Origin of the sequence: Pseudomonas orientalis (genome assembly GCF_022807995.1) — a bacterium.
GTDB classification, from domain to species: Bacteria; Pseudomonadota; Gammaproteobacteria; order Pseudomonadales; family Pseudomonadaceae; genus Aquipseudomonas; species Aquipseudomonas orientalis_B.
This window is the reverse complement of sequence record NZ_CP094351.1, coordinates 787336-804084: the sequence shown is the minus strand read 5'-3', so window position 1 is coordinate 804084 and position 16749 is coordinate 787336. Positions and strand designations below refer to the sequence as shown.

Here is a 16749-nt window from a genome sequence, read left to right as displayed (position 1 = left end):
AGCCAGTGCAAACGGGGTCCCTATCGAAACCATTTCGATCGAGCCTTCCCGGAGGAAAAACAACATGAAAATACCTATTGGTGATCTCGCTCACCTCGTCGGCAGTTCGCCTCAGTTCATGGTTCAACTGACGGACGACCAGCAAAAGAAACTGCGACGCTTCATTCATAAACGCGTACTCAACCCCGAAGATGCGGACGACCTTCTGCAACTGACTTACCTGGAAGCGTGGCGCAACCGAGAGCGTTTCAGCGGCCAGGCCACGCTCAGCACCTGGATGTGCGGGATTGCCCAGAATCTGATCCGCAACCACTTCAGACGCATGTATGCCAAACCCGTGCATTGCGAGTTCGATGAGTCCTTGTGGCATGGCCAGGACGAACACAACAGTCTGGATTGGGAGTTTGAAGTCAACCGACGTCTGGAAAAAACCCTGAGTGCCATCGATCATCTGCCGGTGGAAATGCGCAAAACACTATACGCTTCGCTCGAAACAGACGGCAGCTATCAGGACACTGCCGATGCGCTGGACATCCCCATCGGCACGGTACGCTCACGCTTGTCACGGGCGCGCGAACAGCTTAAACGCGTGACTCACAACCCGTTGCTGCCGTAAGTTCCCGCCACAAAAACCGTTGGGCGAAAAGGATATCTGCCCAACTCGACCGACGCTTTACGTACGCGACGGCCAGAGCCTGCCGCCACAAGAGCGCACCCGCCTTTTATCCCACCACTCGTCGCCATTTAGCCTGTTTTCGGTTAAACGGTTGAAAGCGTAGAAAAAATTCAAAAATCCCCTTGACGCATTGCCGTTCTACGCGAATAATGCGCGCCACTTGGCTACATAGCTCAGTTGGTTAGAGCATAGCATTCATAATGCTGGGGTCCGGGGTTCAAGTCCCTGTGTAGCCACCAAGTACTAAAAACGGCTTACCGAAAGGTAGGCCGTTTTTTTATGCCCGCAGAACGCCTCGCCGATGTATTGATGCGCTCAAAAATACTCCCTATCTGTATTTTGACGCTCTGCGCACCCGCTGTTAGTGTCCAGCCTCCCCCACCACGGAGCGCTCCCGATGCAACTGGACATCTACCAAGTCGACGCCTTCAGCCAGCATGCCTTCGGCGGCAACCCGGCGGCGGTGTGCCCGCTCACCGAGTGGCTGACGGACGAGCAACTGCAACACATCGCCGCCGAAAACAATCTGTCGGAAACCGCGTTCTTCGTGCCCCGTGGCGACGTTTATGAACTGCGCTGGTTAACCCCGGAAGTGGAAGTGGACCTGTGTGGCCACGCCACCCTGGCTGCGGCGTGGGTGCTGATTCACAAGTTGCCGGACGCGCCGCGCGTGTTGCGCTTCGCCACGCGCAGCGGCGAGCTTCGGGTGACGCGCAATGGCGATGAACTGGCCATGGACTTTCCGGCCAGGCAACCCGAACGCTGCGAGCCGCCAAGCGGAATGTTAAGCGCATTGGGGATCGATAACGCCGAGGTGTTCGGCACCGACGACTATATCGTGCTGGTGGAAGATGAGGCACAAGTGGCGGCACTCGCGCCGGATTTCGCACGGCTCAAGGGCCTGCCTAAACGCGGGATTGCCGTCACCGCCAGGAGCACGCGCTTTGACTTTGTTTCGCGCTGGTTCGGCCCCAATGTAGGGGTCAATGAAGACCCGGTCACAGGCTCCGCGCATACGTCGCTGGCACCGTTCTGGGCCGAGCGCCTGGGCAAATCGCAATTGACCGCCGAGCAAGGCGGCAAGCGCAAAGGCCAATTGCGCTGTGAGCTGCAAGGTGACCGGGTCATCATCTCCGGTAAAGCCGTGCTGTATATGCAAGGTGTGATTCATCTGTAAACGAAGCGGCTTGCCTGACGTCAAGCCGCTTTCATCCTGACTGCCTTCAGGCCATCGCACTCGGCGTTCTAATACGCTGGTCCGCCAAGTCAACCGTCAGGTCATGGCGCGGCAGGGGGCTCAATGTGTCATTCAAGTTCATGCGCAACGGCGTGTCCGGGTTCGCCCCGTATTCGAAGTCGACGTTGACATGCTGTTGCGTGTGACTGAGCGAGGCGCTGCTGGAAAAGCTGAGGCTGGTCAGGGCCGGCAATGACATGCCATGGGTCTGGGTCGCGGTGTAGTTCATGCTCATGCTTTTCACACGCAGGTTGTTGGGATCTTTCAGCGCTCGCCTGATCAACGGCTCGGTGCTTTCGCCCGCCAGGTGACGATGCTCGATCGTGTGCAGAACCTGCGGTTTGAGTTCCATGCCGAGCGTCACGGAGGTGCCTTCACCCCGCTGCAGTTGTTGGATGATCCGGGCCAATTGCGGGTCCTCACCGAGCCACTGCACGATGGCTGCCTTGTTACCCGGCGCGACATCGTCCAGCCAGGCAAATCGCCCGTTGTCCTGCAGCCCCACCCTTGTCACGCTGGATTCGACCGACGCCAGCTGACGCAAACCGGCTTTCATCAGGGTGTGCTGGGTCACGCATTTTTCCAGCGACTGGCCGATGGCGTGGTAGTCATCCAGCTTCGTCGCTGAAGGAGGATGCGCCGCCATGAAACGCTGCAACATCGCCAACTGCTCCTGCGGGTCAGCCGACAAAGCCATGACGGCCAGGTCCTGCCTGAACTGCGGTGAGTACTGCGACAGGCGCTTGTGGATATCCTCGATCTGAGCCTGGGTTACCGGTTGCGCAGGCTTGAAGGAAAAATCGACGGCACGGGATTGCCCACGGTCAAATTTCACCCTGACCGAGACTTCCGGCAAGGCGAAGGCGATAGCCGTCGGCCCGTCCGCTTCACCTCTGCCCAGCGCCAGCGCGTTGACCGGCGCAAAGTTGGCCCCAGCTTCAGCCTGCGCCAGCCATTGCACGTTACGCTCCTCGTGATGGCTGGTATCCGTCGCTGAACGCACGGTGGACTGGTGCGCATCCGTGTGCATCAGGTTGATATGGCCTACCCCGCCGAGGCCGGCGCGTATCACCGAATCAAACTCGGCGATACGTTCCTGCGGGTTGTACATCAGCCGCAGTTGGGCAAGCCCGTCCAGACTCACGTCGGCACTGACTCTAGAACCTCCTCCAGACGCGTGTTCCTTGCCCAGCGCCAGTAAGTCCTGGAGTCCCCCGGATTGCCCCATCAGAATCGATATCATCTTGCCGAAGTCAGCCTCCTTCACGTCAAAACCGATACTCGACTCGCTGTTTTTCTCGGCGCTCGCTATCAATTCACCCGCCACCCTCAGGCCAGGTCCAACGGCCCCCCCGCTTTGGCCCAACGTCACACCAAAACCCAAGGAGCCGGTCAGGCGTCGCGTGTCGTCGATGCTGATCTCAACGCGAGCGCCCTGGTCGGTACGGCTGATACTCACACCATGGGTATGGGATTTCGAGGCCTCCAGAAAAAACTCCAAAGGCGCCACCGGTTTTATGCCCGTTGTTATCACACCCAGACTTTTGCCTTGGGTTCGGCTCGGGCTGAGGGTCTGACCACTTTCCATTTGCCGCACTTGCTGCGTCATCGCGTCCTTTATGGACGCATCGGCGGGCAATCCCAGCAGCCCCGAAAGGTGCCAATGCAAGGCGGACCCTGGAGTGCCGAGATCCTTGGCCAACAGTTTGAAGTTGTCATACAGGGATTCTGCCTGGTCGTAACTGACAATCTTCTGGCTGGACAGCGTGTGCACAGGGCTCTCTTCAAAGCCTTTCATCACTGCCTTGAGCGACGCCTCGATTCTTTTCAAGGCGCTTGGGCTATGGCCGGACGTGCTGCCCAGTTCCTCAACCAGCTCCGCCAGTTGCTTGAGCGTGCCGGCATGGTGGATCAGGTCGCCCTCGATGATCGCCGAAGGGTGGCCGAGGTCACGTTTACGCTCCGGTTTCCACTCGGGCAACCTCAGGCCCTGCCCTTCGAAGTTGGCCAGCAGCGCTGCCGTGGGCTTCTCGGATGAGGGGTCAACCCGTTTGAAGGCTTCATACAACTGGTGCAGCGTCGAGTCGGTGCTCATCACCGCTCGGCTGAGCCTGGGCTGTGGGTCCAATGACAGCCCATGCAGGTCACCTAACAAGCGGGCGCTCGCCTGGCTGCTTTCTTTGACGTTGGTCAGCGCCTGACTGAGCTGCTGGGCCAGTGCCTGTCGCGGCCCAGGCTCGCCCATGGCCGCAAGACGAGAGCTCAGGCCTGCGCCCACAGGCTTGCTTCTGGAGAGCGACTCGAGCTGTTGGTGCAGGCGTTTGTCGTCAGCGTATACACTCTTCAATCCCCGGCGACCGTTGATGTGATGCCCAATGGACTGGCCTTTCTCACCCAGGGCTTGCAAAGGATGGAAGTGCGCCTTGATCCCCTGGAAAAAATTGCGCTGGGTGGGTATCCCTTCGCGTGTTTGCCCAAACACATTGCTACTGGCCGTCAGTGCGCCCCCTGACACAGACGCGCGCATCTGGGGGGCCGCTAATGTATCGGCCAATGAAGCCTGCTGCACCGCCGGTCGCACCGGTCCCCACGCCATTGCGCTTGGGGCCGCATTATCCAATCGATGGAACTGCCTGTTCCAACCGCCGATCAAGTGTTTGTCAGCGCCCATGCGCAGGGACTCCAGAGATTGTCCCTGCGGCAATTCAACCTGGGTCCAGTGCTGTACAGCGGCGTCGCCGCCCTGCCAGGCTTGGCGATCCAACCTGAACAACCGGCCCTCTCGGCTGTGGGCATAGAGATTGGCTTCGTGATCCAGCGCCAGCGTTTTTATGGCAATTACCGGTGTAAGCGGCAATGGACTGAAGACCCCGTCCAGGCAGACTTGAAGCTGGTGGTCTTTATTGACGGTGACAAAGTGACGGCCATCGGCTACCGCAAAGCCAGTGACAGGCTCCTTGACCTTGCCCGCGAGCACCTCATCCAGTGACACCTGAGGCCGCGGTTTGGGCAGTGCGCTCAAGTCATGGCTGGCGCCTTCATACACCGGCTCACGCACTTTACTGATCGTCACCGCTTTGAGTTGTCCCTCCTGCAGCACATAGGCACGGCCGTCCAGGCCACGCTCCAAATGGGCCACCCCCTGGTGCGCGGACTTGTCCCAGCGTTGCGCGGCCGCATCCCAACTCAGCAAGTTGCCTGAATCAAACGCAACCTTGCCTCGCGGCCCGAGATCGACCGCCGTCGTCAGTGCCTGGCGGCTGGGCAAAGGCAGGCCTTTCTCAATGCCCTTGACCAGTACGTCGCTGAGGTTCCACTGCGGGCGCAGTTTGCGTGTGTCGCCCAGGGGTGAGCTGTGCAGTTGCTCACGGGTATCGCGAATCTGAGCATTGAGCTGGCCGCTGTCATCGTGAAAAAAACCCTCGACACGCACAGCGCCTTTGAGCGCCTGTTCCAGGGCGTCGAGCGATTGCGGCTGCATCGGCAACCTACCGTCCCGCGCCAGACGCAGATCCGCGCGCAGCAGTTCACCGTCGGCAGTCGTACCGTACAGGGCGCTGCCCGCCAGACCGATTCGCGTGAGTTGCACGGGTGCGCCGCGTTCATCGACCGGACGTACGGCCGCCCCGTCGGCACCTTGAATATGCACAACCGATGCGCCCCGGGCCTCGCTCAATACCGCCGAAACCCGGCCCTCGGCGCTGCTGTCCAGTGTCCCCCGGGGCATCTTCAACAGTTGCCCCTCACGGGTCAGGCCAATGCGGCTATAAGCCCGGTCATCCGCGTCGGGCAACCAGGACAGGGTGAGGGGTTCGAAGCGATACAGACGTCCTTCATCCAGACGAAACTGCTTGCCCTCGGCGGTCGTCTGTACACCGCTGACGCTCGCCAAGTGTCCCCGACCGGGTGACGACACGCGACCCTCGCCGCCGCCAGTGTCGGGCAGGCTGCTTCTGAATACCGCCGCGACGGCGGGCGTGGGCTGAATATGGAACAGGTAATCTCGCTCATCCCTCAAACGCAACGTGCCGGCGACTGAGGCGCCATCGGCAACATAATGTTTGTTCGGTGCGTTGAGATGGCGGGCGATGTCACGTGCCACCTGGGTCGTATCAGGTTCCAGCCGCCCGCCTTCGAGGCGCATATCGAACAGCATTGAAGCGGGGTTCAGCGATTGATAGGAGGACAGTGGCTGGACAGATACCGTGGCCGGGGAGGAATAAGCATTGTCGTGGCGAGCATGCTCGCTAACGTCATGTTGTGAGTGGGGCAAACCATCTAGTCTTCTGTGCATAACGAGCTCCAGAAATAGATAAATACCAGTTAACGAGTGAGCGTTTACCTCGTTTTGGTTCCAGCGCCGCGAAATGATCACGACCTGATTGGCTCAACCGGAAAAAAACAGTCAACCCGAACTATCCTCTCCTGTGCTGCGCTAAAGTCTGCCGTCAGGAAGACCAGATCATTCTCAAAATGAACGGAGTTCAGCGCGTGCTTGTAATTTCCCGCCGTCGATTAGCCACCTTTGCCATCACGCTCGCCCTGGCCGGCTGCCACACCTCAGTCAACGAACAGCCACCCGCACCGGAGTTGGGTTCGGGCTATCGCACCGACCTTGTCACTCGCCACGCCGCGCGCCATATGGCTGCGGCCGCCAACCCACTGGCCGCCGAAGCCGGGCGCGAGATGTTGCGCCAGGGCGGTTCGGCCATCGATGCGGCGATCGCCATGCAAGCGGTGCTGACGCTGGTGGAACCGCAATCCTCCGGCATCGGCGGCGGCGCATTCATCATGCTGTGGGACGGCGAAAACGTACACGCCTACGATGGCCGTGAAACCGCTCCGGCCGGGGTGACAGAGCGGTTGTTCCTGAAGGCCGACGGTGCGCCCATGGCGTTCACCGATGCGCAGATTGGCGGGCGTTCGGTGGGCACGCCGGGGGTGTTGCGGGCATTGGAAATGGCGCATAAAAAGAGCGGCCGCCTGCCATGGGCCAAGTTGTTCGAACCGGCGATTCGTCTGTCCGAACAGGGTTTCGCGATCTCCCCGCGCCTGCACAGTCTGATCGCCGCCGACCGCTTTATCGCGCAGTCGCCGGAAATGGCTGCGTACTTTCTGAATGCCGATGGTTCGCCAAAAGCCACCGGCACAGTGCTGAAGAACCCGGCGCTGGCGAAGGTGTTCAAACGTATCGCCAAGGAGGGGCCGGACGCGCTCTATCAAGGCCCGATAGCCGATGAAATCGCACGCAAAGTGCAGGGCCATCGCAATGCCGGCAGCTTGACCCGGGCGGACCTCCAGGGCTATGCCGCCAAGGAACGCAAGCCGTTGTGTACCGACTACAAACAATGGAAAGTCTGCGGCATGCCGCCGCCCTCGTCCGGCGGAATCGCTGTTGCGCAGATCCTCGGCACCTTGCAGGCGTTGGAAAAGCACGATCCTCGCCGGGCGATCGCGCCGATGACGCCGGTCAAGAGCCCCTCCCCCGCCGGGCTTGAACCCACGCCAGAGGCCGTGCACCTGATCGCCGAAGCCGGGCGCCTGGCGTTCGCCGACCGAGCGCTATACGTGGCTGATGCGGACTTCACGCCGGTACCGGTCGCCGGCCTCGTTGCGCCAGATTACCTGGCCCGGCGCGCCGCGCTGGTGGGTGAGCGCAGCATGGGCATCGCCAAGCCAGGTCAGCCGGCAGGCCTTCAGGTCGCCTACGCGCCGGACCGTTCGCCGCTGCGCATCTCCACCTCGCAAGTGGTGGCTGTGGATGACCAGGGCGGTGCCGTCTCGATGACCACCACGGTGGAGGCGGCGTTCGGCTCCCACGTCATGGTCCAGGGCTTTTTGCTCAATAATCAGATGACCGACTTCTCATTCATCCCCGAAGAAAACGGCCAACCCGTCGCCAACCGCGTGCAACCCGGCAAGCGTCCGCGCTCGGCGATGGCACCGACGCTGGTGTTCGATCGCCAGAGCGGTGAGTTGCTGGCCACCGTGGGGTCGCCGGGCGGCTCGCAGATTATTGAGTACGTGAGCAAAACACTGGTCGCGATGCTGGATTGGAAACTCGACCCACAGGCCGCTATCGGCCTGCCGAACTTCGGCAGCCGCAATGGCGCAACCGAGCTGGAGGCCGGGCTGTTCAGCACGGGCGTGAAGCAGGCCTTGAAGAGCAAAGGCCATGAACTGAGCGAAATCGACATGACCAGCGGCGTCCAGGCGATCGTTCGCACACGTGACGCCCAGGGCAAGGTGTCATTGAGCGGTGGCGCGGACCCGCGGCGTGAAGGCGAAGCGCTGGGCGACTGATTCAACCTGGGTGGGAGGGCGCTTGCTCCCTCACCCCCCATTTAAGCCCTGTAACAGAGGGTCAGCGATTCGCGATCAGATGTGAACCGAACAAGACGTAGCATCCCCCGGCAAAACGATCGAGCCATTTGCGCGAACGGCTGTAAAGAGTGGCCATGCGCTCGCTGGAAAACAGCAGTGCCACACTGGTGTACCAACTGAACGACAAGGTCGCCATGACGATCACCGCCAACGTCAGCAACACCGGCGAAGGCGACGGCGGCATGGTGGATGCGAAGATAGTGGCGACGAACAGCGCCGCCTTGGGGTTGGACAGGTTACCCAAAAGCCCCAGACGCCAGGCGGAAAACAACGAGCGCCGCGCCGCATCCGGCAACGGAGTCTGGCCCATGCTGGTTGCCGAGCGCTTGAACAATTTCAGCCCCAGGTAAATCAAATAGCAGCCACCGATGATCTTGAACGCCAGGTACAACATAGGCGCGGCCGTAAACAGCGACTTGATCCCCAGCCCACCCGCCAACCCCCACAGGATCGTACCGGTGGCCACGCCCGCCGAAGCCACCACACCATGTCGGCGCGAACAGCTGGCGGCCAATTGGGCGGTGTTGAAGAAGTTGGGCCCGGGCGTGACCACGGCCACCGTCCACAGCAGGGCCAACGAGACCAGCGGCGCCACATAGGCGGGGTTGAACAGTTCCATCGCGGCCAGCTCCTTCAAGGCAATACGCAGCCTGGATCATAGGCCTGGCCGAACAACTGCACAATCGTACAAGACCCCGGCAGACAAGGGGCGCAGACTCGGTTAACGTGTTTCCACCTCCTTTTGTGACAAGTCACCATGGGCAATCCCACCCACACGCTGGACTGGCTGCACCGCGCGCCGCACGCCAGCGGCCTGGACCGTATCGAGGCGTACTTTGCCGGCTTCGCCTTCGACCCCCATCGCCATGACACCTACGCCATCGGGCGCACGTTGTTCGGCGTGCAGAGTTTTCATTATCGCGGCGGCATGACCCACAGCTTGCCCGGCACCACCATGGTGATTCACCCCGATGAAACCCATGACGGTCGCGCGGGCAGCGATGAGGGTTTCAAGTACCGGATGATCTACGTGGAGCCGGCGCTGATCCAGCAGATCCTCGGCGGCAAGCCGCTGCCCTTCATACCCGGCGGCGTGTCCACCGACCTGCGGCTGCACCGCGCCAGCGAGGTATTGCTGCAAAGCCTGGACTGCCCGATCGACCCGATGCAGGAGCAGGACGCCATGTTCGACCTGGCCCACGCGCTGAGCGATGCGTCCGGCGTCATCACCAGCCGCAAATCCTTTGATTACATCGCCGCCGAGCGCGCCCGGGAATTTATCCACAGCGCCCTGGGCCGCAGCATCACCCTGGATGAAATCGCCGATCACGCCGCGCGTGACCGTTGGGCGCTGTCGCGGGATTTCCGCTTGCTGTTCGGCACCAGCCCCTACCGCTACCTGACCATGCGGCGGCTGGACCTGGTACGCCAATTGTTGGCCCAGGGCCAACCTTTGGTGGATGCAGCGATGACCGCCGGCTTCTCTGACCAGAGCCACATGACCCGGCAGTTTCGCAACACCTACGGCATGCCGCCCTCACGCTGGGTGAAAATGCTCGGACGCTGATTCAAGACCTGATGCTTTTTGTAGGAGCGAGCTTGCTCGCGAAAAACGCCAACGATAACGCGTACTTCCTAAATGAACGCGGTGCCTGTGAGTTTTTCGCGAGCAAGCTCGCTCCTACAGACGGCATCAGGGCCTGCCCCCTCCCACAATTCAGATAAGGTGGCGTTGCTGGCATTTGGTCATGGTTTGTAAAGGGCCAGCAAGCCGTGTCCCTTTAAATTGCAGGACGTTTCCGAGACAATCCCCGCCGCCTTGTGCCTGTTGGAATCGATGGCTAGTCTTCGGCCCGTCACTGCCTTTCAGTGATCGGGTTTAGTCGCCCGGATTTAATAGGCGCATGGTCCTCCATGAGGTTTTATGGTGGCTGTGCGCAGGGCGCCCTAGGGTGCGCCGGACTTTGCCTATTTGCCGGTCGACTAACCTGCGTACAGCCGCCACCCAACGTTTAGTCGCGACGGGGTCGGCTCCTTTGAGTTAATAGGAGTTACACCATGACCAAAGCACTTCCCGATCCACCCATGGATTGCCTCGTCGTCAATGAAGAACTCAGCTTCGAAGACGCCCAACTTTACATTTCCCATCTGATCCACAGCGCATCAGCCACGGTGTGGGACTGTTGCGATCACCTGCAACCCCACGACCGCGCCCGAATCCATGCCGCATGGCACTTACTGGAGATGGCCAAAACGGTGGTAAACCGCACCATCGAGTGCATGCCACGAACCTGAAAACACTACAAAACCAATGTGGGAGGGGGCTTGCCCCCGATAGCGGTGTATCAGCGACAGACAGGCTGGCTGACACACCGCGATCGGAGGCAAGCCCCCTCCCACATGAATCACGATCATCGTCCTGACCTGAGCCTCAGCCAGCCAGGGTGTGGCGCGAGCCGAACCGCGCCACACAGGCCACGCCCACCGCCCCCATCACCGCGCAATACCCCACGCAAATCCACGGACTGGCGGGCATCAGCGCAATCAGCAACAACGGTGTAGTACTTGCCCAGAGTGCGTAGGCAATGTTGTAGGTAAAGGAAATGCCCGACACCCGCACCTGCGCCGGAAACAGCCCGACCATCACCGACGGCACCGCGCCCACCACGCCGCAGCTCAGGCCCGCCACGGCATACGCCGCGCCCAGCCAGACCCCGCCGCTGATCAGGCTGGCATACAGGATAAACACCCCCACCGGCAGCAACAGGCTGTAGACCACTACCGCGCGCCACGCGCCGATACGGTCCACCAGCAGCCCCGCGAGGACGCAGCCGATATTCAGGAAGACGATGCCCAGGGCGCTCAGGGCAAAGGTGTGGCTGGGGCTCATGCCGAAGGTTTTCTGCATCATGGTCGGGGTGATGACCACCAGCACCACCACCGCCGACGTCAGCACGCAGGTGAGGATCATCGCCGGCAGCAGCACGGCGCGATGGTCACGCAGCACGGTGCGCAAGGGCATTTCGGCGGCGGCCTGGCGGCGGGCCTGCATTTCCAGGAACACCGGCGTTTCGCTGAGCCAGCGGCGCAGCCATACGCCGATCACGCCGAATACCCCGCCGAGCAGGAAGGGGAAACGCCAGGCGTAGTCGAGAATCTCGGCCGGGGTGAAGACCTGTGCAAGCAGTGTGGCCGTGAGCGCACCGAGCAGGTAACCGAAGGTCAGGCCAGCCTGCAGGAAACCCAGGGCATAACCACGATGACTGCGCGGGGCGTGCTCGGCGACGAAGGTCCAGGCGCTGGGTACCTCACCGCCCACCGCGGCGCCTTGCAACACGCGCAGCGCCAGCAGGATCAGCGGTGCGAAATAGCCGATCTGCGCGTAGGTCGGCATGATTCCGATCAGCAGGCAGGGCAAGGCCATCATCAGGATGCTCAAGCTGAACACGCGCTTGCGTCCCAGGTGATCGGCAAAGTGCGCCATCAGGATGCCGCCCAACGGGCGGGCCAGGTAGCCGGTCACGAAAATGCCGAAGCTCTGCAACAGGCGCAGCCACTCGGGCATTTCCGGCGGGAAGAACAGTTGGCTGAGGGTCAGCGCAAAGAACACGAAGATAATGAAGTCGTAGATTTCCAGGGCGCCGCCGAGGGCGGCCAGGCCCAGGGTTTTGTAGTCGGAGCGGGAAAAACGCTGCGCCCGTGGGGAAAAGGTGGCAGTCATGTGCAGGCTCGGCAGACAAACAAAATGGCGTGCAGATTATGAGCTGAACCGGATCCTGGCAATCGCGGCGGATATATTTGTTTTACTCATTGATCGATGAAGATAACGATATTCCCAAATCAATGAGCAAAGAGGAACATGCCGCAAAACTGCCCACCCCATAATAAATACAAGAGGAAAGACCCGTGGCCGATGCTATCGAAGAAAGCCGCTATGCCCGATTTGCCCTGCGCTGCTCCACCTTCGCCGAGCGCTGGTTCCCGGACTCGTGGGTGTTCGCCGCCCTCGCCGTGATCCTTGTCGCCGTGGCCACCCTGGGCATGGGCGCTGCGCCCACTGAAGCTGCCAAGGCGTTTGGCGATGGGTTCTGGAGCCTCATTCCCTTCACCATGCAGATGGCCTTCGTGGTGATCGGTGGTTATGTGGTCGCCAGTTCGCCGCCTGCGGTAAAGCTGATTGACCGCCTGGCGCGCATCCCGAAGAACGGCCGGTCGGCGGTGGCCTGGGTCGCGTTGATTTCCATGGTGGCCTCCCTGCTCAACTGGGGCCTGTCCCTGGTATTCGGCGGCTTGCTGGTGCGTGCACTGGCGCGTCGCACGGACCTGCGCATGGACTACCGTGCCGCCGGCGCCGCGGCCTATCTGGGCCTGGGCGCCGTGTGGGCACTGGGCTTGTCGTCATCGGCCGCGCAGTTGCAGGCCAATCCGGCCAGCTTGCCGCCGTCGATTCTGGCGATCACCGGGATGATCCCGTTTACCGAGACCATCTTCCTGTGGCAATCGGGCGTGATGTTGCTGGCGCTGATCGTGGTCTCGCTGATCATCGCCTACGCCACCGCGCCGGGCCCGAACAGCGCGCGGGATGCCAAGGCCTGCGGTGTCGACCCCGCGTTCAACCTGCCCAAGCCGCAGGCGCCGACCCGACCCGGCGAATGGCTGGAACACAGCCCGCTGCTGACGATTGCGCTGGCGCTGCTGGCGGCCGGCTGGCTGTTCCACGAGTTCTCGAGCAAACCGGCGATCAGCGCCATCTCTGGGCTCAACACCTATAACTTCCTGTTCATCATGGTCGGCGCGCTGCTGCACTGGCGCCCGCGCAGCTTCCTGGACGCCGTGGCCCGCGCCGTGCCGACCACCACGGGCGTGCTGATCCAATTCCCGCTGTACGGCTCGATTGCAGCGCTGATGACCGTGGTCAAAGGCGGCGACGGCCAGACCCTGGCGCACCATATTTCGCTGTTCTTCACCTCCATCGCGTCCCACGACACCTACGCACTGCTGATGGGCGTGTACTCGGCGGTGCTGGGCTTCTTCATCCCGTCCGGCGGCGGCAAGTGGATCATCGAAGCGCCCTACGTGATGCAGGTGGCCAATGACCTGCAATATCATTTGGGCTGGGCGGTGCAGATCTACAACGCGGCCGAGGCACTGCCGAACCTGATCAACCCGTTCTATATGCTGCCGCTGCTCGGGGTGCTGGGGTTGAAGGCGCGAGATCTGATCGGGTTTTCGTTTGTGCAATTGCTGGTGCACACGCCGCTGGTATTGTTTCTGCTGTGGGCGTTGGGGACGACATTGACGTATTTGCCGCCGGTGATGCCTTAGGAGCAGCCGCAAGCTGCAAGTTTTCAGCTACAAGCTTCAAGCTTGCAGCTTGTAGCTGCCTTAATCCCGTCACATTGCATTGCTACCGTCCTGCGAAACATCTTGCAACATCTCGCCAAGGACTCCCGCGCAATGAGTGACGAGCACGAAGATCGCCCTTCCACAGATTCCGTAGGCCAGCCGCCGGTTGACTCCAGTCGCCGACGATTCCTGGGGGGCGCTGCGGTGCTGGGGGTGGGCGCGACCTTGAGTGCCTGCGGCAATACCGGCGAGGCACCGGAAAAACCGGCGGTGCGGCCACTCACATCAACCGAGCTGGACAAGGCGCTGCGCGACCAGGTGAAAACCGTCGTCGTGATTTACGCGGAGAACCGCAGCTTCAACAATCTGTTTGCGGATTTCCCCGGGCTGGAGAAACCGCTCTCGGCGCTTTCCGCTACGGATTACCAGCAGCACGACCGCGATGGCAGCGTATTGCCCACCCTCCCCCCGACCTGGGGGGGTGTGCTGCAGGTCGGCCCGCAAAGCGTGGACGGGGTGACGTACCCGAGCGCCGTGCAATTCCAGGAAAACCTGCCCAACGCACCGTTCGCCCTCAAGGGCCCGAATGCCGAGGACTTGCCGCTGAGCCTGGTGACCCGTGACTTGTGGCACGTGTTCTATCAGAACCAGATGCAGATCAACGGCGGCAAAAATGACGGTTTCGTGGCCTGGGGCGATTCCGGCGGCCTGGTGATGGGCCATTACGCCCAGAGCCGTTACTCCCTGCGCCTGTGGGACGTGGCGAGGGAGTTTGTGCTGTGCGATAACTTCTTCCAGGGCGCGTTCGGCGGCTCGTTCCTTAACCATCAATACCTGATCAGCGCCACCGCACCGACCTATCCCAATGCTGCGCAATCGGTGGCCAAGGCGCAGATCGCCACGCTGCAAAGCGACGACCCCGGCGACACGCGCCTCAAACCCCTGGACACCTCGCCGCCCAGTGCCATGACCGGCCCGCCACAGTTCGGCCCCAGCGCCTTGACGCCGGACGGTTACGCGGTCAACACGCTGGCGCCGCCCTACTGGCCGACCTGGATCCGCGACCCGCAAAACCCCGATTATTCCAAACCGGACCTGCCCAACGTGCTGGTGCCGCAAACCCATGAACATATTGGCGACAAGCTCTCGAAGAAGAACATCGACTGGGCCTGGTACGCCGGCGCGTGGCAAGCCACCCTCGATCAATTCAAGGACTCGGGCGGTATCCCCAAGATTCCGAACTTCCAGTATCACCATCAGCCCTTCAACTACTTCAAGCAGCAGGGCCCCGAGAACCGTGCGGAACGTGACAAACGCTTGCGCGATGGCGGCTTGGGCGATGAAGCGAGCACCAACAGATTCTTCGCCGACGCCCAGGCGGGCAAACTGCCTGCCGTGAGTTTCTACAAGCCCCAGGGCAACCTGAACATGCACGCCGGCTATGCCGATGTGGCCTCGGGCGACCGCCACATCGTGCGCGCCCTGAAGGTGCTGCAGGAAAGCCCGCAGTGGAACAACATGGTGGTGGTGGTGACCGTCGATGAAAACGGCGGCTGGTGGGACCACGTGGCACCGCCCAAGGGCGACCGCTGGGGCCCGGGCACGCGAGTGCCGGCGCTGGTGGTGTCGCCGTTCGCGCGTAAAGGCACGGTTGACCATACGGTCTACGACACGGCGTCGATCCTGCGTTTGATCACCCGGGTGTTTGAGCTGGAGACCCTGGATGGCCTCAAGCAAAGGGACGATGCGATGCGCGCCCGCGGCCAGAAACCCATGGGGGATTTGAGCAACGCCTTGCAGTTCAGCGTTTAGCGTCACTTATCCAATCGCGACACCCGCTGCGATTTAGTACGCGGTTTTCCTGGTCAGCCGCTACTGTGTGAAGGTGGGCTTTCACCCCGCGCAGACGGGCTTTCGCTGACAAGGAATCAACTATGTTCAAACCAACCACGCTGGCCTTGACCCTGGCCGCACTGCTGGCCAGTGCGGTCGTACAGGCCGACATCGAAGTGCCGTTGGGCAGCACGCAACGTGTTACCCGGTTATTCGCGTTTCCCAACAACTGCAATGTGATCTGTTTTCGGCCCTGGACGCTGGAGCAGACCGCCGAGCACTATTTGAACCAGAGCCTGCAGCGTGACGGCTACAGCCGGGCAAAGGTCGGCGTCAAGGTGCACGACGATCAGGTCGCCGCAACCTTCAGCGGCGTGCCGGATGACTACGGCCAGCCCCTGACAGCCCTGCTCGATACCGCCGACCTGGCTTACCAGGGCGCCAGCCAGCTCAACACCGACGGCAAGTGGGCCTACAACTGGTACTTGTTCCTGCCGCTGGGCATGGCCCTGGAAAACCGCAAAAGTATCGAGCTGTTGCACTTCCCGCCGGATTATTCGCTGACCCAGGCCCAGGACTACCTGGAATCGGCCACCACCGACCGCTGGGCGACCTTGCTCACCAGCAATGGCATTCCTGCCGGCGAAACCCCGGCCTATCAGACCATTATCGATATCGCTCCCATCGCCGCGCCGTCCAATGCAGGTAAAGACCTGGAAGCGGTCTACAGCTATTTCACCGACTACCAGACCCGCATGGTCAAGGAGTTGAGCCTGCGCCCCGGCGGTTCCTTGCCGATGGTGGCCTTCGGCGCGCCGGTGCGCAGTTGGATCAAGCAACAATACGGGCAGACCGTGGCGGTGCTGGGCCTGGCGCAGATCAGCCCGGAGCCGGGCAAGCCGGTGTGGGTGCTCGGCGCCAACCACCCGAGCTACATCTGGTACGCGGCCAGCCCGGACACCTATGACGGCAATGAGCAAAAAGCCGATGAGGCCGGCCTGAAAGTAATGGGCCAGGACCTGAGCGCGGCCTGCTGGCAAGCCGGCATGGGCCAGAAACCCGCCAGCGACGCGAATGTGTTGCTCAAGGCATGCATGAACACCTGGCAGGTCACGCGCAAAGAGCAGACCTGCGAGTTGTTCTACACCTCGGTGCGCAACCTGACTCCCGAGCAGGCCAACGCCAAATGCGCCACGCCCACCCTCAAAGCCCAGTTGAAGCAGCTGCGCAGTGCCGCACCGGTTCCCACCCTCGCTCCGCCCGCGTTGTGAAC

The 16749-nt window shown here is 61.6% G+C and carries 11 protein-coding genes and 1 tRNA gene; 9 read left to right on the top strand and 3 right to left on the bottom strand.

Annotated elements, in window-relative coordinates:
• Window positions 1–64 precede the first annotated feature (64 nt).
• From MRY17_RS03350 to MRY17_RS03340, 3 genes are all read left to right on the top strand, one after another.
• Window positions 65–616 (top strand): RNA polymerase sigma factor, encoded by a 552-nt coding sequence (locus MRY17_RS03350; protein ID WP_181282201.1) that lies wholly within the window; start codon window positions 65–67, stop codon window positions 614–616.
• 222 nt (window positions 617–838) lie between these two features.
• Window positions 839–915 (top strand) — tRNA-Met (locus MRY17_RS03345).
• A gap of 158 nt (window positions 916–1073) precedes the next feature.
• A complete protein-coding gene (locus MRY17_RS03340; protein ID WP_181282200.1) occupies window positions 1074–1853 on the top strand; it encodes a PhzF family phenazine biosynthesis protein in 780 nt (259 codons plus the stop codon).
• A gap of 46 nt (window positions 1854–1899) precedes the next feature.
• On the opposite strand, the gene MRY17_RS03335 is transcribed toward MRY17_RS03340, so the two are convergent.
• Window positions 1900–6069, bottom strand: coding sequence for an AvrE-family type 3 secretion system effector (locus tag MRY17_RS03335; protein WP_243353293.1), 4170 nt, complete (start codon window positions 6067–6069; stop codon window positions 1900–1902).
• 317 nt (window positions 6070–6386) lie between these two features.
• Here MRY17_RS03335 and ggt point away from each other — a divergent pair, with 317 nt between their 5' ends.
• Window positions 6387–8216: a gamma-glutamyltransferase gene (gene ggt / locus MRY17_RS03330; protein WP_243353292.1), complete on the top strand. Its 1830-nt coding sequence runs from the start codon at window positions 6387–6389 to the stop codon at window positions 8214–8216.
• Between the two features lie 61 nt (window positions 8217–8277).
• Here the strand turns inward: ggt and MRY17_RS03325 are convergent, their stop codons facing one another.
• The gene (locus tag MRY17_RS03325; RefSeq protein WP_065888066.1) at window positions 8278–8916 is read right to left on the bottom strand and encodes a LysE family translocator; all 639 of its coding nucleotides are present in this window, start codon (window positions 8914–8916) and stop codon (window positions 8278–8280) included.
• Window positions 8917–9054: 138 nt separating this feature from the next.
• Between MRY17_RS03325 and MRY17_RS03320 the strand changes: the two genes are divergently transcribed.
• Window positions 9055–9864 (top strand): AraC family transcriptional regulator, encoded by an 810-nt coding sequence (locus MRY17_RS03320; RefSeq protein ID WP_243353291.1) that lies wholly within the window; start codon window positions 9055–9057, stop codon window positions 9862–9864.
• Window positions 9865–10355: 491 nt separating this feature from the next.
• Window positions 10356–10592 (top strand): hypothetical protein, encoded by a 237-nt coding sequence (locus tag MRY17_RS03315; RefSeq protein WP_065888068.1) that lies wholly within the window; start codon window positions 10356–10358, stop codon window positions 10590–10592.
• Window positions 10593–10728: 136 nt separating this feature from the next.
• Here MRY17_RS03315 and MRY17_RS03310 read toward each other — a convergent pair whose 3' ends face one another.
• Window positions 10729–12018, bottom strand: coding sequence for an MFS transporter (locus tag MRY17_RS03310; RefSeq protein WP_243353290.1), 1290 nt, complete (start codon window positions 12016–12018; stop codon window positions 10729–10731).
• Between the two features lie 185 nt (window positions 12019–12203).
• Between MRY17_RS03310 and MRY17_RS03305 the strand changes: the two genes are divergently transcribed.
• From MRY17_RS03305 to MRY17_RS03295, 3 genes are all read left to right on the top strand, one after another.
• Window positions 12204–13622: a short-chain fatty acid transporter gene (locus MRY17_RS03305; protein ID WP_181282195.1), complete on the top strand. Its 1419-nt coding sequence runs from the start codon at window positions 12204–12206 to the stop codon at window positions 13620–13622.
• A 132-nt stretch (window positions 13623–13754) separates the two neighbouring features.
• Window positions 13755–15455, top strand: a complete 1701-nt coding sequence (gene acpA, locus MRY17_RS03300; RefSeq protein WP_243353289.1) for an acid phosphatase — start codon at window positions 13755–13757, stop codon at window positions 15453–15455.
• Between the two features lie 122 nt (window positions 15456–15577).
• Window positions 15578–16747: a hypothetical protein gene (locus MRY17_RS03295; protein WP_243353288.1), complete on the top strand. Its 1170-nt coding sequence runs from the start codon at window positions 15578–15580 to the stop codon at window positions 16745–16747.
• The last annotated feature ends 2 nt before the right edge of the window (window positions 16748–16749 follow it).